We start from the raw sequence: 25,939 nt of genomic DNA, 5'->3' as shown, positions 1-25,939 counted from the left end.
ACAATGCAGAAACAACTCGCTGTATGGGCCTGGGGCAGCATCGTGCTGCTGCTGGTCTGCCTGTCGCGCATCAGCATCGACATCTATTTACCTTCGCTGCCGGCCATGGCCGATGCCCTGCATGCCAGCGATGCCCAGTTGCAACTGACCCTGAGCCTGTTCATGGCTGGCTCGGCCGCCTCGATGCTCGCTTGCGGGCCGCTGGCCGACCGTTACGGACGCCGTCCCGTGCTGCTGGCCGGCACGGGCATTTTTGTGCTCGCCAGCATCGTCTGCACCTTCACCAGCGACGTGCACGCGCTGATCGCCGCGCGCGTGCTGCAGGCGTTCGGCGGCTGCAGCGGCACCATCATCGGCCGGGTCATGGTGCGCGACCGGTTTGACGCCGCCACGCAGGCGCGCATGCTGGGGAAAATCTCGATGGTGATGGGCTTGTCGCCGATCCTGGCGCCGCTGGCCGGCAGCGTGCTCGACGCGGCCTTCGGCTGGCGTGCCGTGTTTGGCGTGCTGTGCCTGCTGGGCGCGCTGTCGCTGGGCCTGATCGCCGCGTATGTGCCGGAAACCAGGCCGGCCGGCGCCGTCCCCCAAGGCAATACCCTGGCCCTGTACCGCCGCCTGCTGGGCGACGCGTATTTCCTGCGCTATACGCTGGCCATCGGCTGTGTGTATTGCACGTATTTCCCATTCATCGCGGAATCATCCGTGCTGTTACAAAGGCGCATGCATCTGTCGCCGCACGCGTATGCGCTGGTGTTCGCGCTGACGGTCAGCGGCTATATCGTAGGATCGAGCCTGTTCCGCGCCCTGGGGCCGCGCCTGGGTGCCGACCACATGCTGGGCGTGGCGGTGCTCATCAATGTGGCGGGCACGGCCAGCCTGTTACTAGCGGGCACGTTGGCGCCGCAGCATGTCGCGTCGCTGGTGGCGCCGATGCTGCTGGTGATGGTGTCGGTGGGCATGGCCATTCCGGCCTGCCAGTTGGCCGTGCTGCAGCCGTATGGCGCCCAGGCGGGCAGCGCCTCGGGCCTGTTCTTCTTCGTGCAGATGGCGATTACGGCCGTCTGCGGCGCCGTCATCGCCGCCATCACGGATGGCAGCGAAAAGCCCCTGCTGTGGGTGACGGCAGCGGCCAGCGCGGCTTTTGCCGCCGTCTGGCTGCTCACGAAGAGCCGGGCCAGCGTGGCGGCAGCCAGCCTTACATGACGATCTTGACCATCGGATGGCCCGACAGCGCCATGTACAGGGCGTCGAGCTGCTCGCGGCTGATGGCGCGCACGGTCACGGTCAGGCCCGTGTAATTGCCCTTGGGCGACGGACGCTCTTCCATGCGGCCCTCGTGGAAGGTCGGATCATGGCTGATGACCAGTTCCAGCATGGTGGGCGCGAAATCGACGTGCGTCGGACCCATGATCTTGATGGGAAAGTCGCTCGGGTATTCGATCAGCGATTCGCTGGGAGGAATGATGTGTTCGGTGGGAGGGATGGTTTGCATGAGAATTCCAATCAGTGCCGGTCAGTGCCAAAGACGTATTGTAGCCAACTTTGGCAGCGCCTGCGCCGTTGCCATGGCGCCAGGGGCACGGAAAAAAAAAGCCAGCTGGGTAAGCTGGCGAAAACTATTTCGTTTGGACAAAATAGCCGGAAAAGTCGCTGCCATGACGTGGAGGAAAAGCAGTGGTCGTACTGTAAGCAAAATCCGCCGGCTTTACCTCCGGCATGTGACGAACTGCGCATTTTGCGGCCTGAACGTCGATACGGCGCGACAGACGACACGGCCGTCACCGCTCCGCTTCCTGCTGCAGCCGGCTGTTGCGGCCGGGATTGCCGCGCTCATTGCCTCTGTCATGACTGCGTTCACGTGGCGGCCCGCTGCGTTCGCTGACCGGACGCGGCTGCGGCCGCTCGGCGCGCGGCCGTTCTTCGCCACGCCACCCGGGGCGGCCCACCTGGTCTTGTACCGGCGGCAAGGCCGGCATTGCCGGCATCAAGGGCTGGGCCGGCATCGGCGGCTGCTGCGGCTGGGCCGGCATGGGAGGCCGGTTCGGCTGCATGGGACGCGGTGCCAGGTGCGTCTGGCCATCGTCCGTCTGCAAGCGGCCGGGGCGATTGACCCAGTCGCGCCGGGGCGGCCTGTCGCCGCGCGGCGCATCAACGGGACGCTGCCAGTTGCCCGCCGGCGCAGGCGCCGTGCTCAAGGGCAAGCTTTGCAGGACGGGCGGTGGCATGCTGGTGCGGTTGCGGCGCGGCACGTCGACCGTGCGCGAGCCGCCAAAACGCTCGCCGGGCAGCATCGTCATGCCCTCGCGGCGTTCGCGTTCACCCACCACGGAGCGGCGCCCCTCGGCCACGCGGTTGATACGGCGTTCATACTCCGCGCTGGCACGGTAGCCGGGCACATAGCGCTCATGCGGCGACAAGGGAAACCAGCCGACGCCGGGACGCTGCTCATGGTGTGTCCCGGGGTGGCCGCCGACCCAGCCCACCAGGGCCGGCGCCCAGGGTACGCGGCCGCGCTCGCGCCCCGGCGCCCAGCCCCAGCGCTGGCCCAGCAGCACCCAGCGGCCGTAATGCGAGGGCGCGTAGCCCCACGGTGCATTGTCGACCCAGGTCCAGCCCCATGGCGCGATCCACGTCCAGCGCCCGTCGCTGTACGGCGCCCAGCCAGCCGGCACCGCGCTGGGCAGCCACAGCGGACCATATTGCGCATCGTCCTGCCAGGCGCCGTAGCGGTCCAGCTCTTCATAGCCGGTGGTATCGTCCGTGACATAGCGCAAGGCCGGCGCGGCGGCGGACAAGGCTTCGGGCCAGTTGTCGAACGCGATCCGCTGCAAGGCGCCCGTGCGCAATTCCTCGTCCGTCAATTCCGCGCGCTGGCCGGCACGCAAAGTCACGCTGCCCGTCGCGCCATCCACGTCGGCCGCACCGTCGAGCACGCTGACGACGCTGGTGCCGGCCTGGCGCCCCGCCTCGATGCGCACCCAGCCCGGCTGGGTCAGGATCACGCGGGCCTGGGCGGTGGTCAGCTCGAAGCCGCGCAGCGCATCGGGATTGCGCACGCGCACGCTGACCGTGCCATAGCCGAGGTGCAGCTTGAAACTGTCGTCATCGAGCTCGCTCACTTCCAGCTCGGAATCGCCGTCGAGGCGCACGGCGGCCGCGCCCACGCGCAATTCCGCCAGCGCGCCGCGCATGGTGCTCAGGCGGTTATCCGTCGTGACGGGCCAGTTCAGCAGGGCGTTTTGCGCCTCGCCATCGCCGGCGCGCACCAGCACTTGCCCTTCGACGGTGGAAATGCGCCCCACGCGGGCAGGCGGATCCTGCGCCAGGGCGAAGGTGCATGCCGACGACAGCAGCATGGCGCACACGGTGTTCAAGAGGGGGAGAGACAGGATAGGACGCATGGCAGCGCTCCAGGCAAGACGTACAAGGATGATTGCTATCGATTACATCCGCATCGTGCGGGCATCGCAAGCGGGCTTACAAATGTTTGCATGTTGACCGGACTCAGGATGCCGCCTGGCCACCCCGCTTGACGAAGAACAATGCCGTGCCGACGGCCATCAGCAAGCCGCCAAAGAAGCGGTTCTGCTTCTTGACGGCCTTGGCATCGCGGAAAAAGCGCTGCATCGACGATGCCAGGAAAGCGTAGCTGTGCATGACGATCTGATCGATCGTGCACATGGTGACGGCCAGGATCAGCAGTTGCGGCAACAGCGGCGCCGTGGGGCTGATAAATTGCGGCAACACCGCCACCATGAAAATGATGCCTTTCGGATTCGTCACATTGGTCAGAAAACCCGTCAGCACGCGCCGGCGCATGGACGGCACCACCGCGTCGGCATGCAGGTCGCCCGTGAGGTTGCCCGTGACGGCCACCTTGGCGCGCCACTGCGACAGGCCCAGGTAGATCAGGTACAGCGCACCCACCGTCTTGACGATATTGAACGCCACTTCGGAGGCCAGCAGCAAAGAGCCCACGCCGGCGCCGGCGATGCCCAGCACCACCAGCAGCCCCAGCTGCAGGCCCAGAATGGTGGCGCTGGCCTTCTTCACCCCGTACGACAGGCCGTGCGACATCGACAGCACGGCGCCCGAGCCGGGCGAGACGGCGATGATGGAGGCGGCGATGACAAAGGTGATCCAGGTGGAAAAACTCATGCGGCGTCCAGAAAATAGGGAATATGAGCAATTTTACTCCGGCCCGTGCGGCCCTGCCGGCCATCCCTGAGGTAAGATCGCAGTCATGCCTTACCCACGTCACCCCTTGCCGTACAACCAAGAATAACATCATGAAAAACAACACTTTCCTCGCTCCAATATTTACTGTCACCACTGCGGGAGCGCGCTGAGATGGCCGGCTCCAGCCTGCTGGCCCTGCTCGACGACATCGCCAGCATCCTCGACGACGTTTCCCTGATGACCAAGGTGGCCGCCAAGAAGACGGCCGGCGTGCTCGGCGACGACCTGGCCCTGAACGCGCAGCAAGTGGCCGGCGTGCGCGCCGAGCGCGAATTGCCCGTCGTCTGGGCCGTCGCCGTCGGTTCGCTGAAGAACAAGGCCATCCTCGTGCCCGCCGCGCTGGCCATCAGCGCGTTTGCACCGTGGGCCATCACGCCGCTCCTGATGCTGGGCGGCGCCTACCTGTGCTTCGAGGGCTTCGAAAAGATCGCCCATAAATACCTGCACCCGGACGACAGCCACAAGGCCGAGCTGGCACAGGCCCTGCGCGACCCGCAGGTCGACCTGGTGGCGCTGGAAAAGGACAAGATCAAGGGCGCCATCCGCACTGACTTCATTTTGTCAGCGGAAATCATCGTCATCGCCCTCGGTACGGTGGCCGCAGCCACCTTCGCCGAGCAGGTGGCCGTCGTCGTCGGCATCGCCCTCATCATGACGGTGGGCGTGTATGGCCTGGTGGCCGGCATCGTCAAGCTCGATGACGCGGGCTTTTATCTGGCCGCGCGCAAGGGCGCAGGCGCGCTGATGAACGGCGTGCGCGCATTTGGCCGCATGCTCGTGTCGGCGGCGCCGAAACTGATGAAATTCCTGTCCGTGGTGGGCACGCTGGCCATGTTCATGGTGGGCGGCGGCATTTTGACACACGGCTGGCCGTGGGCCAGCGCCATGCTGCACCACGCGGAAGCAGCCGTCGGCGGCGTGGCTCTCGTTGGCCCCGTGCTGGCTGCCGTCACGCCCAGCCTGATCAACGCGGTGGCCGGCGTCATCGCCGGTGGCCTGGTGCTGGCCGGCGTCACGGCCGTGTCAGCTTTGTTGCGCATGATCAAGCCAAACAAATAAGCTTTCTGGTCTGATGGGGCGGCAGGCGCATCCGTGCCTGCCGCCCCGGCCATACCGGCGGCGCCCGCTGCCCATGGAGACCCTATGCAGACATCCCCCATCCAACGTCCCAGCAGCGCCTTCATCGGTGCCTCCTGGGCGGCACTGCTGATCGGCGCCATCACCTATTTGACCGGCCTGTGGAACGCCGGCATGCCCCTCAACGAGAAGGGCTATTACTTCACGCTCCTGATGTATGGCCTGTTCGCCGCCGTCTCGCTGCAAAAATCCGTGCGCGACCGCACGGAAGGCATCGCCGTGACGGGCATGTATTTCGGCCTGTGCTGGATTTCCGTACTGCTGGCCTTGCTGTTATTGACGGTGGGCCTGTGGAACGCCAGCCTGCAGAATAGCGAGAAGGGATTTTATGCGATGGCATTCCTGCTGAGCCTGTTTTCCGCCGTGGCCGTGCAAAAGAATGTGCGTGATGTGGCACGCGCAACGCCAGCCACCTCCGCCGACGCGCCGGGAACTTAAACAGCAGCGGCGCATCTATTCTGTATCCATGTCGGGAGAGGATGATGGGTGACCAGCAGAAACGTTTACAGATGGCGCTGGAAGCGGCGCACATGGCCATCTGGGATTCGCGCATCGTCGATGGCCAGGTCATCGACGGCACGGTCATCTGGTCGGCCAGGGGTGCGGCCTTGCTGGGCCTGGAGGCGCGCGCCCTGACCCATTCCTTCCCCGCTTTCCTCGACTGCGTGCATGCCGATGACCGCGACAAGGTGGTCAACGTGCTGCAAGACGGCGTGCGCCGGCGCGGCGGCTACGCCCTGCAATACCGGGTCATCTGGCCCGACGGCAGCGAACACTGGCTGGCGGCCAAGGCGCAGGTCTTCATGGATGGCGGCGGGCATCCCGAACGCACGCTGGGCATCATCTGGGATGTCACCGAGCACATGGCGCGCGAGCTGATGATCGCCGAACGCAAGGAGCTGGCCGAAGTGACGCTCAGCTCCATCGGCGACGGCGTCATCACCACCGATCCACAAGGCAAGACGCGCTACCTGAACCGCGTGGCGGAACAATTAACGGGCTGGAGCAGCCAACTGGCCGAAGGCCTTGATATCCGGCAAACGCTGCAGCTGATCGATGAAAACACGGGCGCAGCGCTCGAGCACGTGGCCTTGAAATGCCTGCTGCAGCGCCAGGCCATCGGCGTGTCCACGCACACGCAACTGATCACGCGCAAAGGACGGCGTATTTCGATCGAGGACTCCGCCGCCCCCATCTGGTCGCGCGACGGCGCTATCCTTGGCGCCGTGATCGTGTTCCGCGACGTCAGCCACGAACGAAAATTAAGCCGGCAACTGTCGTGGCAAGCCACGCACGACACCTTGACGCAGCTGATCAACCGGCGCGAATTCGAACACCTGGTGGCGGGCGCCCTGCACACGGCCAAGCAGGAAGGCCACGCGCATGCGCTGCTGTACCTCGACCTGGACCAGTTCAAGGTCATCAACGACACCTGCGGCCATGGCGCCGGCGACGTGCTGCTGCAACTGCTGGCCAAGATGCTGCAGGGGAAGATGCGCGACAGCGACATCCTGGCGCGCCTCGGCGGCGATGAACTCGGTGTGCTGCTGCCCCACTGTCCGCTCGAGCATGCGCGCCTGATCGGCGAACAGCTGCGTCTAGCCATCCACGAATTCCCCTTCACCTGGGACGAACGCAGCTTCGAGCTGGGCGTAAGCATCGGCATCGTGGAAATCAACCAGGACAGCAAGTCCATGAGCGAGCTGCTGAGCGCCGCCGACCAGGCGTGCTACCTGGCCAAGGAGCAGGGCCGCAACCGCATTCATCTCTATCAGGAGTCGGACGTCATGCTGGCGCAGCGGCATGGCGAAATGCTGTGGATCTCGCGCCTGAACGAAGCGTTCACGCACGACTACTTCCGCCTGTACGCCATGCCCATCGTGCACCTGCACGACAGCCCGGAACACCACGACGAAGTGCTGATCCGCATCCGCAACGGCAAGGGCGACCTGATCTTGCCCGGCGCCTTCATTCCCGCCGCCGAACGCTACGACATGATGCTGTCCATCGACCGCTGGGTCATCCGCGCCGTCTGCCAGCATATCCAGAGCGTGCGCGACAGCCTGCCGCCTTTGGCCGCGCTGGCGGAAAGCCGGCGCCGCACACCGGCCCTGTATTCCGTCAACCTGTCGGGCATGTCGCTGGCCGACCCCGGCCTGCAAGACTACATCACGGCGCAGTTCGTGCAGTACGCGATTGCGCCCGAACAAATCTGCTTTGAAATCACGGAAACGGCCGTCATCGCCAACTTGCCAAAAGCACAAGTGTTCATGCGCCAGCTCAAGGCCATGGGTTGCCGCTTCTCGCTCGACGACTTCGGCAGCGGCTTTTCCTCGTTCGGCTACCTGCGGGCCCTGCCCGTCGACTATCTGAAGATCGACGGCATCTTCGTGCGCGGCATCGCCACCAATGCCATCAACCGCGCCATGGTCAAGGCCATCAATGAAGTAGGCCACGTGATGGGCCTGCAAACGGTGGCCGAATACGTGGAAAACGCGGAAACCCTGGCCATCATCCGCGAACTGGGCATCGACTACGCGCAAGGCTACGCCGTGGGCGGCTTGCGGCCCCTGACGGCGGGCATGGATTAGCCTCCACCGGCAACCAGTAGCTTTAAAACAATGCCGCATTGCTATCCCTAAATGCGTGCCAGCACGACCAATCTGGAGGATTTTGATCTACATCAATAAATTTGCGCAGGCGACTCCTTACACTGATCTCCATTCTTGCAATCGTGCAAGTCTTACTCACCAATTGCTCATTTAACCGATCAGGAAGCCGCGACCATGCGCCAAAATTTGCCAGTGACTAACCGTGAAGTCCTCGTCTTGGACGATCAGGCCATCGTGTCGAAAACGGATATGAACGGCAATATCGTGTATGTGAACCCCTACTTCAGCCAGGTCAGCGGCTTCACCGAGGCAGAGCTGATCGGTTCGCCCCAGAACATCGTGCGCCACCCGGACATGCCGGCCGAAGCGTTTGCCGACCTGTGGACCTCGATCCAGGCCGGTACGCCGTGGACGGGCCTGGTCAAGAACCGCTGCAAGAACGGCGATTTTTACTGGGTGCGCGCCAACGTCACACCGATCCGCGAAGCGGGCAAGACCATCGGCTACATGTCGGTGCGCGTAAAGGCCGACAAGGACCAGGTCAAGGCGGCCGAGGAAGCCTACGCAGCCATCCGCAACAAGGAAGGCGGCAATATTGTCATCAAGAACGGGCAAATCGTGCGCCCGGGCCTGGCGCACCTGCTGCACAAGCTGACGCACATGTCGCTCAACCTGCGCATCTGGGCCGCCACCTCCATCGTCAACTGTCTGCAACTGCTGGTGTGCGTCATCAGCCTGTTCGCCAGCGGCGGCAAGATCACCAATTACGCCATCTTTGGCGCCACCCTGTTCGGCTTCCTGATCAACGTCTTCCTCTGGTACACCTTGCGCATGTCCGTGCTCAAGCCGCTGGGCAAGGCCCTGAACGGCGCGCGGGCGATTGCCGCCGGCGACCTGTCGGGCAGTTTCGAAACGGACAGCACGGATGAAATGGGACAATTGCTGCGCGCGCTGCAACAGATGAACAGCAACCTGATCGCCACCATCCGCGACGTGCGTATCAACGTGGAAACCATGGCCGTGGCCACCAAGCAAATCGCCGTCGGCAATATGGACCTTTCGGGCCGCACGGAATCGCAGGCGGCCAGCCTGGAAGAGACAGCCTCGAGCATCGAGGAATTCTCGTCGACGGTGAAACAGAACGCGGACAACTCGGTGCAGGCGAACGAGCTGGCCGTGGCCGCCTCGAAAGTGGCGGTGCAGGGCGGCGAAATCGTGGCCGAAGTGATCACCACCATGGACGAGATCAACACCTCGTCGAAGAAAATCGTCGACATCATCGGCCTGATCGAAGGCATCGCCTTCCAGACGAACATCCTGGCCCTGAACGCGGCCGTGGAAGCGGCCCGTGCCGGCGAACAGGGCAGGGGCTTCGCCGTGGTGGCGGGCGAAGTGCGCAACCTGGCGCAACGCTCGTCCGTGGCAGCCAAGGACATCAAACAGCTGATTGAGATTTCCGTCGGCAAGGTGGGCGCCGGCATGCTGCAGGTGAACCGCGCAGGCGCCACCATGGAACAGGTGGTTAGTTCCGTCAAGCAAGTCACGGCCATCATGCAGGAAATTTCCATCGCTTCGCGCGAACAGAGCATCGGCGTCGACCAGGTCAACCAGGCCATCGCCCACATGGACCAGGTGACGCAGCAGAACGCGGCCCTGGTGGAAGAAGCCGCCGCGGCCGCCACGCGCCTGGCGGAAGAAGCGGCCAGCCTGTCGCAAGCCGTGAGCCTGTTCAATTTCGGCAAGATGCCGCCACCGCGCCGCGTCGCCATGCCTGGCGGCAAGGGAGGCGCCGCGAACACGGGCAAACCCGCCGCTCTGAAACGCCTGGCCGCTTAACACCTTTCAAGACATTACACACATCATGCCTACACTACTCAGCAGTGCTTCCGCCGACCTGGACGCCGTCGTCGAATTCGACCCGGTCATCATCGGCAAGATGAGCCAGTCCGGCCCCCGCTACACGTCCTATCCGACCGCCGACCGTTTCAGTGCCGACTTCGGCTACGGCAACTTCCTCGAAGCGCTGGCCGCGCTGCGCATGCGCGGTGGCCGCCGTCCGCTGTCGCTGTACGTGCATGTGCCGTTCTGCGACACCCTGTGCTACTACTGCGCCTGCAACAAGATCATCACCAAAGACCGCAGCAAGGCCGCCACCTATCTCAGCTATCTGAAACAGGAAATCGCCATGCAGGGCAAGCTGTTTGCCGGCATGAACCAGATCGAACAGCTGCATTTCGGCGGCGGCACACCGACCTACCTGAGCGAAAAGCAGATGGATGAGCTGATGCTGCATTTGCGCCAGCATTTCGAGTTCGCTTCCGATGAAGACGGCGAGTATTCGATCGAAATCGACCCGCGCACCGTGTCGCGCGAACGCGTGTTTTCGCTGCGCGCACAAGGCTTTAACCGCATCAGCCTGGGCGTGCAGGATTTCGACGCCGACGTGCAAAAAGCCGTCAACCGCATCCAGCCGGAAGCGGAAACGGTGGCCATCATGCAGGCCGCGCGCGACGCCGGTTTCCGCTCGGTCAGCATCGACCTGATCTACGGTTTGCCCAAGCAAAACCTGGAGACCATGACGGAAACCTTGCGCAAGGTGATCAACGCCAGCCCCGACCGCATCGCCCTGTACCACTACGCGCACATGCCGCACCTGTTCAAGCCACAGCGCCGCATCCTCGACGCCGACATGCCCGACAGCGCCACCAAGCTGGCCATGCTGGGCCTGTGCATCGCGCGCCTGACAGCCGCCGGCTATGTGTACATCGGCATGGACCATTTCGCCAAGCCGACGGACGACCTGGCCGTGGCGCAGCGCCAGGGCCGCTTGCACCGCAACTTCCAGGGTTATTCGACGCGCGCGGAAGCCGATCTGATCGCCTGCGGCGTGTCGGCCATCAGTTCCGTCGGCGCCGTCTACAGCCAGAATGAAAAGACGCTGGACGCGTATTACGAAAAACTCGACGAAGGCGTGCTGCCGATCGCGCGCGGCATCAAGCTCGATACCGATGATTTGTTGCGCCGTATCATCATCCAAATGCTGATGTGCAATTTCGAATTGTCGATCGCCACCATCGAGCAAGCCCACCCCGTCAAGTTCCGCAGCTATTTCGCCGCCGAGCTGGAAAAGCTGCGCGAACTGGCCCGTGACGGCTTGCTCGTCATCGAGGAAGACTGGCTGACGGTGACGCCGAAAGGGCGCTTGCTGATCCGCAATATCTGCATGGTCTTCGACCGCTACCTGACGCAAGCCCGCGCCAACGCGGCGCCGGACGCGGTACAGCCGCTGCGCTACTCGAAAACGGTGTAGCGCCGCCCGATGAACGCCCTCAGCCTCGTGCCCATGTTCATGGTCGGCCTGGCCGGCAGCGTGCACTGCATCGGCATGTGCGGCGGCATCGTGGGCGCCCTGTCGATCAGCGGCGGTGCACCGGCGGCGCCTGCCCGCCCGGTCATCGCCATCGCCGTGGCGCGCCCCGCATTGCAGACAAGCTTGCAATCGAACGTGCTGCGCGTGCTGGCCTACAACGGCGGGCGCATCGGCAGCTACATGCTGGCTGGCGCCCTGGCCGGCAGCCTGGCTGGCGCGGGCATGCTGCACATGGCTTCCCTGCAAGTGGCCGGCTACTGGCTGGCCAACCTGATGCTCGTCGCCCTGGGTTTGTACCTGATGGATGCTTGGCGCGGCCTGGCCCACCTGGAAGCGGCCGGCAACGTCGTCTGGCGCCGCGTGCGCCCCCTGTTGAAACCCTTGATGCCGATGGATACCGCATTCAAAGCGCTGGCCGTGGGCGGCCTGTGGGGCTGGGTGCCGTGCGGCATGGTCTACAGCGCCCTGCTGACGGCCATGCTGCAAGGTTCGGCCCTCGACGGCGCGGCTGCCATGGCCGCCTTCGGCCTGGGCACCCTGCCCATGCTGCTGGGCATGGGTTTACTGGGCACGCGCCTGCGCGCACAGATGCAGCGCCGTCCCGTGCGCATCGCCAGCGGCTTGCTGGTGCTGGGCTTTGGCTTGCTGGGCCTGCTGCGCGCCGCGAATGGCGTGTCGCTGGGCTGGCTCGACGCCCTGTGCGTCACTGGCCATCCATGAAAAGATGCATGAAAACAAACCTATGAATGCTGTGTTACAACCGTCCGCCTGCTTCCATTGCGGCTTGCCCGTGCCAAGCGGTTCCAACTGGCACGTCACCATCGACGAAGTGCCGCGCGCCATGTGCTGCCCCGGCTGCGAAGCGGTGGCGCAAACCATCGTCGACATCGGCCAGAGCGCGTATTACCGCGACCGCGACGAATACGCCGTCAACGCGTTTGATGCCACCCTGATGCCGCCCGAATTGCGCCTGTACAGCAATGACGACGCGCAATTCGCGCGCGACGCCAGCAGCTGCGAAGCGACCTTGTCCGTCGAAGGCATCCGCTGCGCCGCCTGCGTCTGGCTGATCGAACGCCAGCTGACGCGCCTGCCCGGCGTGCAGGCCGCCAGCCTGAACGTCGCCACGGAGCGCCTGTACGTGCGCTGGAGCCGCGCCGAATGTGAACCGGGCGACATCCTGCAAGCCGTGCGGCAAGTCGGCTACACGGCGTATCCATATGACGCCGTGCGCCATGGCGAGCGCCTGCAAAAGGCCAGCAAGACCCTGGGCCGCCAGCTGTTCGTGGCGGGCCTGTCGATGATGCAGGTGATGATGTACGTGGCGCCAGCCTACCTGGCCGAAGATGGCACGCTGGACGACAACATGGCCAGCCTGATGCGCTGGGCCAGCCTGCTGCTGACCTTACCGGCCATCTGCTATTCAGCCATGCCGTTTTTCCAGGGCGCCTGGGCCAGCCTGCGCGCACGCACCTTGGGCATGGACGTGCCCGTGGCGCTGGGCATCCTGGCGGCCTTCTTCGGCAGCGTGGTGGCGACCTTTACGGGCCGCGGCGAGGTGTATTACGACTCGGCCACGATGTTCATCTTCCTGCTGCTGTGCAGCCGCTATTACGAGCTGCAGGCGCGCCGCAAGGCAGCCTCGGCACTGGAGCGCTTGCAGCACGCCTTGCCCGCCTCGGCCTCGCTGATGGCAGGCTTTCCCGACAACCGCGCCACCACCCTGGTGCCAGCCGGCACGCTGGACGTGGGCGACATCATTCTCGTCAAACCGGGCGAAGCGATCGCCGCCGACAGCGTCATCATCGAAGGCACGAGCGCGCTCGATTTATCCCTGCTGACGGGTGAGAGCGCGGCGCAGCGGCGCAAGACGGGCGAGCAGGTGCCGGGCGGGGCCATCAACGCCAGCGCGGCATTGATCCTGCGCGTCTTGAAACCGGCGCGTGAAAGCACCCTGTCGGACCTGTTAAAACTCATCGAGCGGGCCGGCAGCGGCAAGCCGCAGATAGCGCAGTGGGCCGATAAAGTGGCCGCCTGGTTCGTGCTGGGCCTGCTGCTGTTTGCCGTCGCCGTGTTCGCCTTCTGGAGCTGGCACGATGCGTCGCGGGCCTGGCCCGTGGCGATTGCCGTGCTGGTCGTGTCGTGCCCCTGCGCGCTGTCTCTCGCCACGCCGACGGCGCTGGCGGCCGCCACCGACAGCCTGCTGCGGCGCGGCGTGCTGATCGTCCAGCCGCATGTGCTGGAAACCCTGCACCGCGCCACCCACATCGTCTTCGACAAGACGGGCACCCTGACCCTGGGCCGGCCCGTGCTGCAACAGATCGAGGGACTCGGCAGCATGACGGAGGACGACTGCCTGCAGGTGGCCGCCGCGCTGGAAGCGGGCAGCGCCCATCCGCTGGCGCAGGCGATCCTGGCAGCCGCCGAAGGGTTGGCAGGACAGCAGCCGCGCGCGCATGCGGAACAATTGCAGGAAGTGCAGGGCCAGGGACTCGAAGGCGTGATCAACGGCGTGCGCTACCGCCTGGGCAATGCGGCCTTTGTCGCCGCCATCGCCGGGCCGCCGCTGGGCGACACGGCCGTCGGCATGCAGGGCATGACACCGCTATATCTGGGCACGCAGGGGCGCTGGCTCACGCGCTTTTTGCTCAGCGATGCGCTGCGCCCGGAAGCGCGTGAAGTGGTCGCGTATTTCCAGCGGCGCGGCAAACAAGTCGTGCTGCTGAGTGGCGACCAGGAAGCGCTGACGCAAAGCGTGGCGACGGAACTGGGCATCAACACGGCGTGCGGCGAATGCCTGCCCGATGAAAAGCTCGATTTCGTGCAGCAATTGCAGGCGACGGGCGCCGTCGTGGCGATGGTCGGCGACGGCATCAACGACGCCGCCGTGCTGAGCGCGGCCGACGTCTCGTTCGCCATGGGTTCCGGTGCCGCGCTGGCGCAGGCGCATGCGGATACGGTGCTGCTGTCGAGCCAATTGGTTTCCGTGCTCGACACGGCGAAAACGGCCGCGCGCAGCATGCGCATCATCCGCGAAAACCTGGGCTGGGCCACCCTGTACAATCTGACGGCCATCCCGGCCGCCGCGCTGGGTTACCTCAACCCCTGGCTGTCCGGCGTCGGCATGGCTGCCAGCTCGGCGGTCGTCATCGCCAACGCCCTGCGCCTGCGGAAAGCCTGAACATGGAAGCACTGTATCTCCTCATCCCCTTGAGCGTCGTGGTCGTCTTCATCGCGCTGTGGGTGTATTTCACGGCCTCGGACAGCGGCCAGTTCGACGACCTCGTCGGACCGGGCCTGCGCGTGCTGCAGGACGACGATACGACGCCGGAAGCGGCCGCACCGCCCGCGCCTCAGCGCGAATAACCCTGCGACCCCGGCCGCGCATCGAAACGCCGGCCCCACCACGGCAGAAACACGGTATTGCCGCCGCGCGCGCGAAACCACGGCTGTTCGTGGTCGACGGGCCGCACCACGGCCGGCGGCGCCACCACCACGGCAGTCACGCTCTCGCTGTCGCTGCTGCCCGCCACCAAGACGGGCCGGCCCACGTGGTTCGCATAAGCGATGGCCAGCGCCACGTTGGTCAGCGCCGTACCCGCGCCCGTCTCGCCCAGCAAGGCTGGCATATTGAAGGTCTGCTGGTTGAAGTCGAAGTCGGGCAATTGCTGCGTCAGGCTTTGCGCCAGTGGACCAATGCGCTCCGACGAGAACGGATAGACGGCGCCGGCATCGTGGATGACGTAGCCGATGGCGTCGTCGTTCAGTTGCGCATTGCGGGCGGCAGCGTCGATGGCAGCGCTCCAGGCCTGCACGGCGCGCGGTGACTGTCCCTTGCCGGCGGTGAAATCGGCGACCTTGCGCGTGGCGGAAAAGCCCAGCCAGGCCAAGGGCGCGCGGTCCGTCTTGTAGCCGGGGCCGGCCAACACCAGCAAGACCATGTTTTCATTGATCTGCTCATCCTTGGGCGGATAACTGGGCGCATCCCAGTTCATCACCCACACCGTCTTGTCGGGATTGGCCTGCAGATAGGCCAGGCCCGCCGCCAAGGACGTAAAGCCCGCGTTGGCGCCGCCCATCGTCACGCGCACGTCGGGCGGCGTGGCCGTGGTCCAGGAATCGGGGAAGGAGGGGTTGCCGATGCTGAAGGCATCGGTAATCGTTTCAACGACATACTTTCCCGCCTCGTCCGGATCAAGGCGTCCAGCCGGCAAGGCATATTCCACATGGATACCAGCCAGTTCACGGCGCGTGGATTTATCGGTCAGCGAGTGCGCGTTGTAAAAATACTCTTTGTTGGAAAAGTAGATATCCCGAAAAAGATAAATCAATTCCTCCACATACTTTTCATGATATCCACTGAAGGTTTCCCGGCCCTTGTTGCCGGAAGCGATCATGCCAATCGATTGCACCTTGCCAAAACGCACGGGGTTCTCTTTCACTTTGCTATCGTCCTTGTTCGGCTTGGCCAGCCCCAGTGTCCACAGCAGTTGCCACTCGGTCGGATAATCGCGCCGTTGCAGGGGATTGAGCCACTGCACGCCCACGACCTGCGCCATGTATGGCTGCGCGGGCACAGCAGGGACAACGGCGGTAACCGGTAATGCCACAGGCGCCTTGCTGGCACAGGCCGATAGCAGCATGGTCAGCATCGTTAGCATCAGAAAACGCTTCATCGCTGCTCCTGTCGAGATTAGCGCGAGTACCCTTGCGACCCCGGCCGTGCATCGAAGCGCCGGCCCCACCACGGTAAAAACACGGTGTTGCCGCCGCGCGCGCGAAACCACGGCTGTTCGTGGTCGATGGGCCGCACCACGGCCGGCGGCGCCACCACCACGGCAGTCACACTCTCGCTGTCGCTGCTGCCCGCCACCAAGACGGGTCGGCCCACGTGGTTGGCATGAGCGATGGCCAGCGCCACGTTGGTCAGCGCCGTGCCGGCGCCCGTCTCGCCCAGCAAGGCTGGCATATTGAACGTCTGCTTGTTGAAGTCGAAGTCGGGCAATTGCTGCGTCAGGCTTTGCGCCAGCGGGCCGAGCCGTTCTGACGAGACCGGATAGGTGCTGCCGGCATCGTGGATGACGTAGCCGATGGCGTCATCGTTCAATTGCGCATTCCGGGCGGCAGCGTCGATGGCAGCGCTCCACGCCTGCACGGCGCGCGGTGACTGTCCCTTGTCGGCGGTGAAATCGGCGACCTTGCGCGTGGCGGGAAAGCCCAGCCAGGCCAACGGCGCGCGCTCCGTCTTGTAGCCGGGACCGGCCAGCACCAGCAGGACCATATTTTCATTGATCTGCTCGTCCTTGGGCGGATAACTGGGCGCATCCCAGTTCATCACCCACACCGTCTTGTCGGGATTGGCCTGCAGATAGGCCAGGCCCGCCGCCAAGGACGTAAAACCCGCATTGGCGCCACCCATGGTGACGCGCACGTCGGGCGGCGTGGCCGTGGTCCAGGAGTCGGGGAAGGAGGGGTTGCCGATGCTGAAGGCATCGGTAATCGTTTCAACGACATATTTTCCCGCCTCGTCCGGATCAAGGCGTCCAACCGGCAAGGCATATTCCACATGAATACCAGCCAGTTCACGGCGCGTGGATTTATCGGTCAGCGAATGGGCGTTGTAAAAATACTCCTGATTAGAAAAGTAAATATCATGAAACAACATAATCATTTTGTACGCATATTTTTCGTGAAAGCCTACGAATGATTCTTTTCCATTATTACCATAAGCAATCATGCCGATCGATTGCACCTTGCCAAAACGCACAGGATTCTCTTTCACTTTGCTATCGTCCTTGTTCGGCCTGGCCAGCCCCAGTGTCCACAGCAGTTGCCACTCGGTCGGATAATCGCGCCGCTGCAGGGGATTGAGCCACTGCACGCCCACAACCTGTGCCATGTACGGCTGCGCGGGCACAGCGGGTACGACGGCGGCAACCGGTGCCGCGACCGGCGCCTTGCTGGCGCAGGCCGAGGTCAGAAAAAGCACGGCAAGCGCTAGCAATGCCGGCATCAATAGTAGTCGTTTCATCAGCAATCCTTCTTCAAGAGGAACGTCAACTGGCGGGGCCTGCAATACCGACCAGCATGCAATGCCAAACGCCAGGCTAAATACGCACATGCTCCAGCCCAGCCTGCGCGGAAAGGTAGCAATCAAGTTACGCATCAGGAGGTCTCCGGGCGCTTGTACATGCGTTCATCCACAATTTCGGCAGGCATGCGCCCTGTGCTGCCATCACATCGAACCCATTCCAGCAAAGACAGTTTCATAAACTTTCCAGTAGAGAAATATTCAAGAAACATCTTGCTAGATCCGACCTTATCCATATCTGCCGATAAGCGCCAATCAGCAGCAATCCTGAGCTCCCGCATCGCCTTCTCGCTGATATGCCCCACCCCAATCGCCACGTCATACGCCAGCGCCTTTTCCGCGTGCCAGGGATTGGTCAGGATGGTGGAATGGTCGGTCGCATGCGTGTCGCAGGTGGCCGCCAGTTGCCCCTGGATTTCCTGCTTGCGCCATTCCAAGTATTCCGGCGTGGCGGTGGACAGGTCGTCTTCCATCATCGCCTTGCCGTCAAGGCCGTCCAGCTTTTCGCGGCGGGCCTTCATGCGCAGGCGGGCGTGGTCTTCGTAGCGCAATGCCGCCTCGGTATCGCGGTCGCCCTGCGGCGTGCCGCCCACACTTGTATCGGCATACGGCTCGCCTGCCGGGCGCGCCTTGCCCGCATGGCGGTGCGTGCCGGGCGGATCGAGATTCTGGTCGAACTGCGGGCTGGGTACGCCAAAGCGCACGGCCTGCGGTGTAAACACTTCCGGCAAGGCGGGCGCCGTCACGGGGATGCGCCAGTCGTCGGGCGGGATGGCGTGGATGGGGATCTTCAGCATCCGCATGAGGGCCGAGGTGGCGGCGGCCGTGCGCCTGGTCGCGGTCCTGCCCGCCGCGCTGCTGCTGGCGCGCGCACCCTTGTTGGGATCATATTTGGAGATCGGCGAATGCGGATGCCAGAAATCGGCACTGCCCCGCGCGGGCTGGCGATAGTGATTGCTCCAATAATCATAATCGCCGTGCTGGCCAACGGGAAAGCCCTGAGCGAAGACGCGCTGGGTAAACACGCCGTCGCCACGCGTGGCCTTGATCTCTTCGGCGCTGAGACCCAACCAGCCGATGCCCTGGATGGGTGTGGCGGAAATCACCTGGTCGTGCGGATTGCAATACAGGGTGACGCGACCGCGCGTGCCTTTCTGCGGGCCGCAGCCATGGCTGGCCTTGTCTTTGTCCAGGCTGAAATCATGTGTCTCGTTGTCCGCCATGCGGCGCAGGCAGGGATCGATGGCCGGTTCCGACGCCTGGCCGCGCACAATGTCGAAAAATGCCGCCAGGGTCTGGCGGCGCGCCTCGCCGCTTTGCCGGCCCACATTGCCATCGACATCCCTGACTTGCCCCTGCAGCCAGCCTTCGGTGTCGTTTCTGCGCAACAGGCTGTACGGAGGATTGCATAAAACATAAGTATCGGCCACGCAACGGCCGCTTTTGCCTGCCGCATCTTTCACGTCAGCCATCTTGTTGCCCAGAAACGCCGCCGCCATACCCACCATATTGCCCTGGCTGTGACACACCAGCGTGATGGGCACGTCGGCCTGCTGCCGGCGGATGGCCGCTACCAGATGCGCCAGGCGCAAAGCCGCCAGCACGAAGTAGGGGCGCGGCGGGCAGGCATACACGATGCGGTCGTTGACGGGATTGAGGTGTTCGATGTGTATCCACAGGAAGAGGGCGTCCGACAAGCCCTCGCCCCACAGGTCCGGCAGCGAGGAGCAGCCATTGGCGAACGGGCCGCCGCCCCAGTAAGCGTGTTCGTTCAGGTAGACCGAATCGCCATACTGCTGCAACTCCTTGTCGCTGGCCTTGTAGCCCCAGCGGAACTGGATCACGGGCGAGAAGTGCGCTTGCGGCGCAATGAAGGTGCTGGCCGTATAGTCGGGATCGACATAGCCGTCATCGCTCAACTCGCTCCGGTAGCGCAGCGGCGTCAATTGTCCGGCCTCGGGCGTGGCGTGGCACAGGTGCTCGTCGCAGCGCTTCATGCGCGTGTTCAGGCCGGCGCACAGGCCTGCTTCGGCCGCGCGGTACCACTCGCCGTCGGAATTGACGCCATGCACGAAGATGACGATGCCCGGCGACGGCATTTGCTGCAGGCAGTCGAGCAGGCTGTAGCTGAACAGGGACGTTCCATTGAACTTTCCCACAACCAATTTAATATCTTCACCATCCGCTGGCGCGCTATCGGCATGACTCATGGCTAGCCCTCATCATGACTGGACTGTCCACTGTAAACCGTTGCTAATCTACATGTTTTAAGCTATATCAAGCCAGCGCTTGCAGGGATCTTGCATGGCTTTTTTTACCCAAATCACAATTTATTTCGATGTCAGTTAGCTACGCTTATTTCATCCGGGGAATTTTGATCCACATCAAAGTTTTTTCGCAGTCAAACACTTACTCTCTGGCCACCATCATAAATAGTAATTCCAGGGAGAGTCTTTGTGGATCAATCGCTGAACTATAACTACAAGATCGTGAAGCAATTCGCGGTCGCTACTGTGGTATGGGGCATCATCGGCATGCTGGTTGGCGTTATCATCGCCGCTCAGTTGGCCTGGCCTGCCCTGAACCTCGACATACCATGGCTGACATACGGACGCTTGCGTCCGCTGCACACGAATGCGGTCATTTTCGCCTTCGGCATCTGCGGCCTGTTCGCCACCTCGTACTACGTTGTACAACGCACCTGCCAGGTGCGCCTGTTTTCCGACAAACTGGCCGCCTTCACGTTCTGGGGCTGGCAAGCTGTGATTCTGGCAGCGGTGGTCACCCTGCCCATGGGCCTGACGCGCGGCAAGGAATACGCCGAGCTGGAATGGCCCATCACCATCCTCATCGCCGTCGTCTGGATCGCTTACGCCATCGTGTTCTTCGGCACCTTGATCAAGCGCAAGGTCAAGCATATCTACGTGGCCAACTGGTTCTTCGGCGCCTACATCCTGGCCGTGACGATCTTGCACGTGGTCAACGGTGCCGTCAGCCCCGCTTCGGCCACCAAATCCTACTCCGCCTACAGCGGCGTGCAGGACGCGATGATCCAGTGGTGGTACGGCCATAACGCGGTGGGTTTCATCCTCACTGCCGGCTATCTGGGCATGGTCTACTACTTCATCCCGAAACAGGCCGAGCGCCCCGTGTACTCGTACCGCCTGTCCATCGTCCACTTCTGGGCGCTGATCTTTACCTACATGTGGGCCGGCCCGCATCACCTGCACTACACGGCCTTGCCTGACTGGACGCAATCGATCGGCATGGTCTTCTCGCTGGTTCTCTTGGCACCAAGCTGGGGCGGCATGATCAACGGCATCATGACCCTGTCGGGCGCCTGGCACAAGCTGCGCACCGATCCGATCCTGAAATTCATGATCGTCTCGCTGTCGTTCTACGGCATCGCCACCTTCGAAGGTCCGATGATGTCGATCAAGACCATCAACTCGCTGTCGCACTACACCGACTGGACCGTTGCCCACGTGCATGCGGGTGCCCTGGGCTGGGTGGGCTTCATCACCATGGGTTCGATCTACTATCTGCTGCCACGCCTGGCGGGCCGCACGCAGATGCACAGCACGCGTCTGGTCGATGTGCACTTCTGGGTGGCCACCATCGGCATCGTGCTGTACATCGCCGCAATGTGGATCGCCGGCGTGATGCAGGGCCTGATGTGGCGTGCGGTCAATCCGGACGGCACTCTGACCTACACCTTTGTCGAGAGCGTGAAAGCAACGTATCCGTACTACGTGGTGCGCGTGGCCGGTGGCCTGCTGTACCTGTCGGGTATGTGCATCATGGGCTACAACACCTGGATGACCTTGCGCGGCAGCAAACTCCCCGTCGCCCGCATTCCGGAACTGAACGCGGCGCACGCCTGATAGGAGCAAAAGCAAATGAAATTTTCACATGCATGGATTGAGAGAAACCCCTGGCTGCTGATCGCCCTGGTCACGGTAGTGATCAGCATCGGCGGCGCCGTCGAGATCGTCCCCCTGTTCTTCCAGAAGAGCACGACGGAGCCGGTCGCCGGCCTGAAGCCGTACTCGCCGCTGCGCCTGGCGGGCCGCGACATTTACGTGCGCGAAGGCTGCTACAACTGCCACTCGCAGATGGTGCGTCCGCTGCGCGCGGAAACGGAACGCTATGGCCACTATTCGGTCGCTGGCGAGTTCGTCTACGACCGTCCGTTCCAGTGGGGTTCCAAGCGCACGGGGCCGGACCTGGCCCGCGTGGGCGCCCGCTACAGCGATGAATGGCACCGCACGCACTTGAACAACCCGCGCGACGTGGTGCCCGAGTCGAACATGCCGGGCTACCCATGGCTGGCGAAGACCAAGCTGGTGCCTGACGACATCATGCCGAAGATGCGCGCCCTGAAACGCCTCGGCGATCCGTACAGCGATGCGGAAATCGCCGCCGCGCCGGCCCAGTTGCAGGACAAGACGGAAGAAGACGCCCTGGTCGCCTATCTGCAAGGCCTCGGTACATTAATCAAAACAAGGAATTAGCATGGCAATCGAAAACCTGTTTGACAGCGCCAGCAGCGTCATGACGGTGGTTTCCTTTACGACGTTCGTAGGCATCCTGTGGTGGACGTTCAGCCGCAGCAATAGCGACTTCGACGCGGCGGCGCGCCTGCCGTTCGACGACGAAGCGCTCGACTACGCGGCCGATGCCGCACCGGCACAAGGGGAGCGCAACCATGGCTGATTTTACCAATGGCTTCTGGAATATCTACATCATCGTGCTGTCCCTGCTGGGCATCATCGGCTGCGGCGTGCTGCTGTACTCGCAGTCGAAAATCAAAGTGGTCGAAGGCGCGCCTGCCGACGGCACCACGGGCCACGTCTGGGACGAGGACTTGAAGGAACTCAATACGCCGATGCCGCGCTGGTGGATGTGGTTGTTCTACATCACCATCGTCTTCGCCCTGGCGTATCTGTTCCTGTACCCGGGCCTGGGCAACTATGCCGGCAGCCTGGGCTGGAAATCGACGGGCCAGTACGAGGAAGAGCTGAAGAAGGCGGAAGCCGACTACGGTCCCCTGTTCAACAAGTACCTGAGCCAGGACTTGAAGACGGTGGCCGCCGATCCGCAAGCGCATGCCATCGGCCAGCGTTTGTTCCTGACCTACTGCGCGCAATGCCACGGTTCGGATGCACGCGGCAACAAGGGCTTCCCCAACCTGACCGACAAGGACTGGCTGTATGGCGGCGAACCCGACATCATCAAGACCACCATCCTGCATGGCCGCAATGGGCAGATGCCACCGATGGGCGCCGCCCTGGGCTCCGAAAAGGATGTCGAGAACGTAGCCCATTATGTGCTGAGCCTGTCCGGTTCCACCTCGGACCCCGTCAAATCCGTGCTGGGCAAAGCCAAGTTCGGTGCCTGCATGGCCTGTCACGGTGCCGATGCGAAGGGCAATCAGATGCTCGGTTCGCCTAACCTGACGGACAAGATCTGGCTGTACGGCGGCAGTGCTGATACCATCATGGAAACCGTACGCAAGGGACGCAGCAACACCATGCCGGCCTTCAGCGATTTCCTCGGCGAGTCCAAGGTCCACGTGCTGTCGGCCTATGTCTGGAGCCTGTCGAATCCACAGACGCCCGTGAAATGATGTAATGGAACCTCAAGTCATCAAGATGTATGCGGCCCGCGAGCAGATCTACCCTCGCGAGGCCAAAGGACGCTACGCTACCTGGCGATGGGTATGTGTATGGCTTACCCAGCTGGCGTTCTACGGCTTGCCGTGGTTGACCTGGAATGGCAGGCAAGCCCTGCTGTTCGATTTGACCACGCGCAAGTTCTACATTTTCGGCGTCGTGCTGTGGCCCCAGGATTTCATCTATCTGGCGGCCCTGCTGATCATCTGTGCGTATTTGTTGTTTCTCGTCACGGCCATCGCCGGGCGGGTGTGGTGCGGGTTCTCTTGCCCGCAAACGGTATACACGGAAATCTTCCTGTGGGTCGAACGCCGCATCGAGGGCACGCGCAGCGCGCGCATGGCCCTCGACAAGCAGGGACCGTCCGTGCGCAAGGCCTTCAAGAAGACGGCCAAGCACCTGGCATGGGGCGCCATCGCCCTGTGGACGGGCTTTACCTTTGTCGGCTACTTCACGCCGATCAAGGAACTGGCGCAGTCGGTGACCACCCTGAACTTCGGTCCCTGGGAATGGTTCTGGGTCTTGTTCTACAGCCTGGCAACCTACGGCAACGCGGGCTGGCTGCGCGAGCAGGTGTGCAAATACATGTGCCCCTACGCGCGCTTCCAGAGCGCCATGTTCGACCAGGACACGCTGATCATCACCTACGATGCCAAGCGCGGCGAACCGCGTGGCGCCATCAGCAAGAAGGCTGGCAACAACGACAAGCTGGGCGACTGCATCGACTGCACCCTGTGCGTGCAGGTGTGTCCGACCGGCATCGATATCCGCAACGGCCTGCAGTATGAATGCATCGGCTGCGCCGCCTGCGTCGATGCCTGCAATACGGTGATGGACAAGGTCGACCGGCCGCGGGGACTGGTACGCTACAGTACCGACCATGCGATGGAAAACAACTTCAGTTCGAAGCAGATCCGCCAGCGCGCCATGCGCCCGCGCGTGCTGATCTACACTTCCATCCTGGCCCTGATCATCATCGCCGTGTGTACCTCGCTGGCGCTGCGCACGCCCCTGAAAATGGACGTGATCCGCGACCGCGGTTCGATGGGACGCGAAGTGGAAGACGGCATGATCGAAAACGTCTACCGCTTGCAGATCATGAACACCTCGGAGCAAACCCAGCATTTTAAAATCAGCGCTTCCGGCTTGCCGGGCCTGACCTTGCTGACGCGCGAAGAGGTGACCTTGCAGCCGACGGAAACGCTGGGTTGGCCGATCCGCCTGCGCGTGCCGCACGGCGTGGGCGAAAAGGGTTCGAACAAGATTGCGATCGAATTGCATTCGCTGGACGACCCATCGCTGCATGTGCGTGAAAGCGCGGTATTCATCGTACCGCGGTGATGTTGATTCGGGGTCGGACCCTCCGGGTCCGACCCCGGTATGTCGCCGTAGGGGTAGCATCCAACATGCGGTAGGTTTACTGTATTTTCAACCCAGAAGCAAAAGCTGGGGTCAGACCCACAGGGTCCGACCCCAAGGAGAACAAAATGTCCGACAGTCTGAAACTGCAACCTCCCGTTGCCCCGTGGTACAAGCATCGCTGGCCTTGGCTGCTGATGATCGGCCCCGGCCTGTCGGTGGTCGTCGGCAGCTTCATGGGCTATATCGCGTTTACGCAGCCTGATGCGCTGGTGGTGGGCGACTATTACAAGCAGGGCAAGGCGATCAACCAGGATTTGAAGCGCGACACGATCGCCAGCAACCTGGCGATGGATACCAGCCTGTCGTATGACGTGGCACAAGCGCGCCTGAGTGGTTCCGTGCACAGCTTCGGCAAGGCTTACCAGGGTCCGCTGCAGCTGCATCTGGCGCATGCGACCTTGCCGGAAAAGGATATCAAGCTGCTGGTGCAGCCCGATGCGGCCGGCAATTTTTCCGTGGCGCTGCCGATGCTCGAACGCAGCCGCTGGCAAGTACTGGTGGAAAACGACAAACGCGAGTGGCGCCTGTCCGGCATCTGGACCTGGCCGCTGCAGCGCAGCATCGCGCTGCATGCAGATGAGGAACTGTAAGCCTTATTTGCAGACGTCCGTGCCGGCCGTAATGGCTTTCAACTTGGCGGGCTGCAAGATCTCGATCTCGCGGTTGGAGACGCGCAGCCAGCCTTCCTTCTTGAATTTCGACAATAAACGGCTGACGCTCTCGATGGTCAGCCCCAGGTAATTGCCGATTTCCTCGCGCGACATGCGCAGCTGAAATTTGCTGGCCGAATAGCCGCGCGCTTCATAGCGCGAGGCCAGGTTGACGATAAAGGCGGCAAAACGCTGGGTCGCCTGCATATTGCCCAGCAACAGCATGACGCTTTGCTCGCGTGTGATTTCCTGGCTCATCATGCGATGGAAATGACGCAGCAGGGTCGGCATATTGCCCAGTAATTGTTCCAGGCTGGAAAACGGAATTTCACACACTTCGCTGTCTTCCAGCGCCACCGCATTACAGTGATGGCGGTCGGCGCTGATGGCGTCCATACCCAGCAGTTCGCCAGCCATCTGAAAACCCGTCACCTGCTCTTCACCGCCCGGATTGATCTGGTACGTCTTGAAGTGCCCCAGGCGGATCGCGTACAGATTCTGGAACGAGTCGCCGATGCGGAACAGCGAGGCACCGCGCACGATCTTGCGGCGGCGGCCGATGATCTGGTCCAGCCTGTCCATGTCGCCCACATCGAGGCCCATCGGCAGGCACAATTGATGCATGCTGCAGGTCGAGCATCGCGCACGCAACGCTTCCACGGTCACTGTGGGCATGGTGGGAGTGAGTAGCGCTTCAGTCATGTCGGTACCTTTTAGAAAATGCAATAACGAGTTTACTGCAT

The 25,939-nt window shown here is 63.0% G+C and carries 22 protein-coding genes; 15 read left to right on the top strand and 7 right to left on the bottom strand.

Translation table 11 applies throughout. From position 1 onward, the window contains the following. Positions 1 to 3: 3 nt before the first annotated feature. A complete protein-coding gene (locus tag CLU93_RS11895; RefSeq protein ID WP_099761336.1) occupies positions 4 to 1,203 on the top strand; it encodes a multidrug effflux MFS transporter in 1,200 nt (399 codons plus the stop codon). On the opposite strand, the gene CLU93_RS11890 is transcribed toward CLU93_RS11895, so the two are convergent. The 3 genes from CLU93_RS11890 to CLU93_RS11880 all read right to left on the bottom strand — a co-directional run bounded on the left by CLU93_RS11890 (position 1,196) and on the right by CLU93_RS11880 (position 4,158). Continuing rightward, a complete protein-coding gene (locus tag CLU93_RS11890) occupies positions 1,196 to 1,492 on the bottom strand; it encodes a DUF493 family protein (RefSeq protein WP_099761333.1) in 297 nt (98 codons plus the stop codon). The two genes, CLU93_RS11895 and CLU93_RS11890, sit on opposite strands and share 8 nt — an antisense overlap. 286 nt (positions 1,493 to 1,778) lie before the next feature. After that, entirely contained in the window at positions 1,779 to 3,401 is a 1,623-nt protein-coding gene (locus CLU93_RS11885; RefSeq protein WP_143451730.1) for a DUF6600 domain-containing protein, read from the bottom strand. A gap of 103 nt (positions 3,402 to 3,504) precedes the next feature. Further along, positions 3,505 to 4,158 (bottom strand): LysE family transporter, encoded by a 654-nt coding sequence (locus CLU93_RS11880; protein WP_099761327.1) that lies wholly within the window; start codon positions 4,156 to 4,158, stop codon positions 3,505 to 3,507. Positions 4,159 to 4,350: 192 nt separating this feature from the next. Here CLU93_RS11880 and CLU93_RS11875 point away from each other — a divergent pair, with 192 nt between their 5' ends. The 8 genes from CLU93_RS11875 (at position 4,351) to ccoS (ending at position 14,724) form a co-directional block, all read left to right on the top strand. Continuing rightward, a complete protein-coding gene (locus CLU93_RS11875; RefSeq protein ID WP_099761325.1) occupies positions 4,351 to 5,298 on the top strand; it encodes a DUF808 domain-containing protein in 948 nt (315 codons plus the stop codon). Positions 5,299 to 5,382: 84 nt separating this feature from the next. Then, a complete protein-coding gene (gene yiaA / locus CLU93_RS11870; protein ID WP_099761322.1) occupies positions 5,383 to 5,814 on the top strand; it encodes an inner membrane protein YiaA in 432 nt (143 codons plus the stop codon). Positions 5,815 to 5,858: 44 nt separating this feature from the next. Beyond that, positions 5,859 to 7,967, top strand: a complete 2,109-nt coding sequence (locus CLU93_RS11865; protein ID WP_099761320.1) for an EAL domain-containing protein — start codon at positions 5,859 to 5,861, stop codon at positions 7,965 to 7,967. Between the two features lie 195 nt (positions 7,968 to 8,162). Next, positions 8,163 to 9,824 carry a methyl-accepting chemotaxis protein gene (locus CLU93_RS11860; protein ID WP_099761318.1) on the top strand — a complete coding sequence of 554 codons (1,662 nt, stop codon included), beginning with the start codon at positions 8,163 to 8,165 and terminating at the stop codon, positions 9,822 to 9,824. Positions 9,825 to 9,849: 25 nt separating this feature from the next. Continuing rightward, entirely contained in the window at positions 9,850 to 11,298 is a 1,449-nt protein-coding gene (hemN, locus tag CLU93_RS11855; protein ID WP_099761315.1) for an oxygen-independent coproporphyrinogen III oxidase, read from the top strand. Between the two features lie 9 nt (positions 11,299 to 11,307). Further along, positions 11,308 to 12,078 (top strand): sulfite exporter TauE/SafE family protein, encoded by a 771-nt coding sequence (locus tag CLU93_RS11850; protein ID WP_099761312.1) that lies wholly within the window; start codon positions 11,308 to 11,310, stop codon positions 12,076 to 12,078. Positions 12,079 to 12,100: 22 nt separating this feature from the next. Beyond that, complete coding sequence (locus CLU93_RS11845; RefSeq protein WP_099761309.1) at positions 12,101 to 14,539, top strand: heavy metal translocating P-type ATPase; 2,439 nt, start codon at positions 12,101 to 12,103, stop codon at positions 14,537 to 14,539. 2 nt (positions 14,540 to 14,541) lie between these two features. Beyond that, a complete protein-coding gene (ccoS, locus tag CLU93_RS11840) occupies positions 14,542 to 14,724 on the top strand; it encodes a cbb3-type cytochrome oxidase assembly protein CcoS (protein ID WP_099761306.1) in 183 nt (60 codons plus the stop codon). On the opposite strand, the gene CLU93_RS11835 is transcribed toward ccoS, so the two are convergent. From CLU93_RS11835 to CLU93_RS11825, 3 genes are read right to left on the bottom strand one after another with little or no spacing between them, the layout of a single operon-like run. Continuing rightward, positions 14,712 to 16,034 carry a hypothetical protein gene (locus CLU93_RS11835; RefSeq protein ID WP_180287843.1) on the bottom strand — a complete coding sequence of 441 codons (1,323 nt, stop codon included), beginning with the start codon at positions 16,032 to 16,034 and terminating at the stop codon, positions 14,712 to 14,714. The genes ccoS and CLU93_RS11835 overlap by 13 nt on opposite strands. A 17-nt stretch (positions 16,035 to 16,051) precedes the next feature. Further along, entirely contained in the window at positions 16,052 to 17,524 is a 1,473-nt protein-coding gene (locus CLU93_RS11830; protein WP_180287842.1) for a virulence factor, read from the bottom strand. Then, on the bottom strand, positions 17,524 to 19,659 hold the full coding sequence (locus tag CLU93_RS11825) for a T6SS effector phospholipase Tle3 domain-containing protein (RefSeq protein ID WP_099761303.1): 2,136 nt from the start codon (positions 19,657 to 19,659) through the stop codon (positions 17,524 to 17,526). The genes CLU93_RS11830 and CLU93_RS11825 overlap by 1 nt, the downstream gene beginning before the upstream one ends. Positions 19,660 to 19,905: 246 nt before the next feature. Between CLU93_RS11825 and ccoN the strand changes: the two genes are divergently transcribed. The 6 genes from ccoN to CLU93_RS11795 all read left to right on the top strand — a co-directional run bounded on the left by ccoN (position 19,906) and on the right by CLU93_RS11795 (position 25,136). Continuing rightward, positions 19,906 to 21,333: a cytochrome-c oxidase, cbb3-type subunit I gene (ccoN, locus tag CLU93_RS11820; RefSeq protein WP_099761301.1), complete on the top strand. Its 1,428-nt coding sequence runs from the start codon at positions 19,906 to 19,908 to the stop codon at positions 21,331 to 21,333. A 15-nt stretch (positions 21,334 to 21,348) separates the two neighbouring features. Next, a complete protein-coding gene (gene ccoO, locus CLU93_RS11815; protein ID WP_096232806.1) occupies positions 21,349 to 21,963 on the top strand; it encodes a cytochrome-c oxidase, cbb3-type subunit II in 615 nt (204 codons plus the stop codon). 1 nt (position 21,964) lies between these two features. After that, positions 21,965 to 22,165 carry a cbb3-type cytochrome oxidase subunit 3 gene (locus CLU93_RS11810; RefSeq protein ID WP_071080089.1) on the top strand — a complete coding sequence of 67 codons (201 nt, stop codon included), beginning with the start codon at positions 21,965 to 21,967 and terminating at the stop codon, positions 22,163 to 22,165. Beyond that, a complete protein-coding gene (gene ccoP / locus CLU93_RS11805) occupies positions 22,158 to 23,078 on the top strand; it encodes a cytochrome-c oxidase, cbb3-type subunit III (RefSeq protein ID WP_099761298.1) in 921 nt (306 codons plus the stop codon). Before CLU93_RS11810 ends, ccoP begins: the two co-directional genes overlap by 8 nt. A 4-nt stretch (positions 23,079 to 23,082) precedes the next feature. Continuing rightward, positions 23,083 to 24,465 carry a cytochrome c oxidase accessory protein CcoG gene (gene ccoG, locus CLU93_RS11800; RefSeq protein ID WP_099761296.1) on the top strand — a complete coding sequence of 461 codons (1,383 nt, stop codon included), beginning with the start codon at positions 23,083 to 23,085 and terminating at the stop codon, positions 24,463 to 24,465. A gap of 146 nt (positions 24,466 to 24,611) precedes the next feature. Beyond that, on the top strand, positions 24,612 to 25,136 hold the full coding sequence (locus tag CLU93_RS11795; protein WP_099761293.1) for a FixH family protein: 525 nt from the start codon (positions 24,612 to 24,614) through the stop codon (positions 25,134 to 25,136). Between the two features lie 3 nt (positions 25,137 to 25,139). On the opposite strand, the gene fnr is transcribed toward CLU93_RS11795, so the two are convergent. Then, on the bottom strand, positions 25,140 to 25,898 hold the full coding sequence (gene fnr, locus CLU93_RS11790; RefSeq protein WP_071080086.1) for a fumarate/nitrate reduction transcriptional regulator Fnr: 759 nt from the start codon (positions 25,896 to 25,898) through the stop codon (positions 25,140 to 25,142). Between the last annotated feature and the right edge of the window lie 41 nt (positions 25,899 to 25,939).

Origin of the sequence: Janthinobacterium sp. 35 (genome assembly GCF_002754575.1) — a bacterium.
Lineage (GTDB): Bacteria > Pseudomonadota > Gammaproteobacteria > Burkholderiales > Burkholderiaceae_D > Janthinobacterium > Janthinobacterium tructae.
Note: the sequence above shows the minus strand (reverse complement) of the source record. Positions and strands in the feature narration are given on the sequence as shown.

Coding starts and splice junctions, on each gene's coding strand:
- CLU93_RS11830 (WP_180287842.1), bottom strand. CDS start 17,524: ATGCGTAACTTGATTGCTACCTTTCCGCGCAGGCTGGGCTGGAGCATG.
- ccoO (WP_096232806.1), top strand. CDS start 21,349: ATGAAATTTTCACATGCATGGATTGAGAGAAACCCCTGGCTGCTGATC.
- yiaA (WP_099761322.1), top strand. CDS start 5,383: ATGCAGACATCCCCCATCCAACGTCCCAGCAGCGCCTTCATCGGTGCC.
- CLU93_RS11795 (WP_099761293.1), top strand. CDS start 24,612: ATGTCCGACAGTCTGAAACTGCAACCTCCCGTTGCCCCGTGGTACAAG.
- CLU93_RS11860 (WP_099761318.1), top strand. CDS start 8,163: ATGCGCCAAAATTTGCCAGTGACTAACCGTGAAGTCCTCGTCTTGGAC.
- CLU93_RS11890 (WP_099761333.1), bottom strand. CDS start 1,492: ATGCAAACCATCCCTCCCACCGAACACATCATTCCTCCCAGCGAATCG.
- CLU93_RS11865 (WP_099761320.1), top strand. CDS start 5,859: ATGGGTGACCAGCAGAAACGTTTACAGATGGCGCTGGAAGCGGCGCAC.
- fnr (WP_071080086.1), bottom strand. CDS start 25,898: ATGACTGAAGCGCTACTCACTCCCACCATGCCCACAGTGACCGTGGAA.
- CLU93_RS11810 (WP_071080089.1), top strand. CDS start 21,965: ATGGCAATCGAAAACCTGTTTGACAGCGCCAGCAGCGTCATGACGGTG.
- CLU93_RS11880 (WP_099761327.1), bottom strand. CDS start 4,158: ATGAGTTTTTCCACCTGGATCACCTTTGTCATCGCCGCCTCCATCATC.
- CLU93_RS11845 (WP_099761309.1), top strand. CDS start 12,101: ATGAATGCTGTGTTACAACCGTCCGCCTGCTTCCATTGCGGCTTGCCC.
- CLU93_RS11825 (WP_099761303.1), bottom strand. CDS start 19,659: ATGAGTCATGCCGATAGCGCGCCAGCGGATGGTGAAGATATTAAATTG.
- hemN (WP_099761315.1), top strand. CDS start 9,850: ATGCCTACACTACTCAGCAGTGCTTCCGCCGACCTGGACGCCGTCGTC.
- ccoP (WP_099761298.1), top strand. CDS start 22,158: ATGGCTGATTTTACCAATGGCTTCTGGAATATCTACATCATCGTGCTG.
- CLU93_RS11875 (WP_099761325.1), top strand. CDS start 4,351: ATGGCCGGCTCCAGCCTGCTGGCCCTGCTCGACGACATCGCCAGCATC.
- CLU93_RS11850 (WP_099761312.1), top strand. CDS start 11,308: ATGAACGCCCTCAGCCTCGTGCCCATGTTCATGGTCGGCCTGGCCGGC.
- CLU93_RS11885 (WP_143451730.1), bottom strand. CDS start 3,401: ATGCGTCCTATCCTGTCTCTCCCCCTCTTGAACACCGTGTGCGCCATG.
- ccoG (WP_099761296.1), top strand. CDS start 23,083: ATGGAACCTCAAGTCATCAAGATGTATGCGGCCCGCGAGCAGATCTAC.
- CLU93_RS11895 (WP_099761336.1), top strand. CDS start 4: ATGCAGAAACAACTCGCTGTATGGGCCTGGGGCAGCATCGTGCTGCTG.
- ccoS (WP_099761306.1), top strand. CDS start 14,542: ATGGAAGCACTGTATCTCCTCATCCCCTTGAGCGTCGTGGTCGTCTTC.
- CLU93_RS11835 (WP_180287843.1), bottom strand. CDS start 16,034: ATGAAGCGTTTTCTGATGCTAACGATGCTGACCATGCTGCTATCGGCC.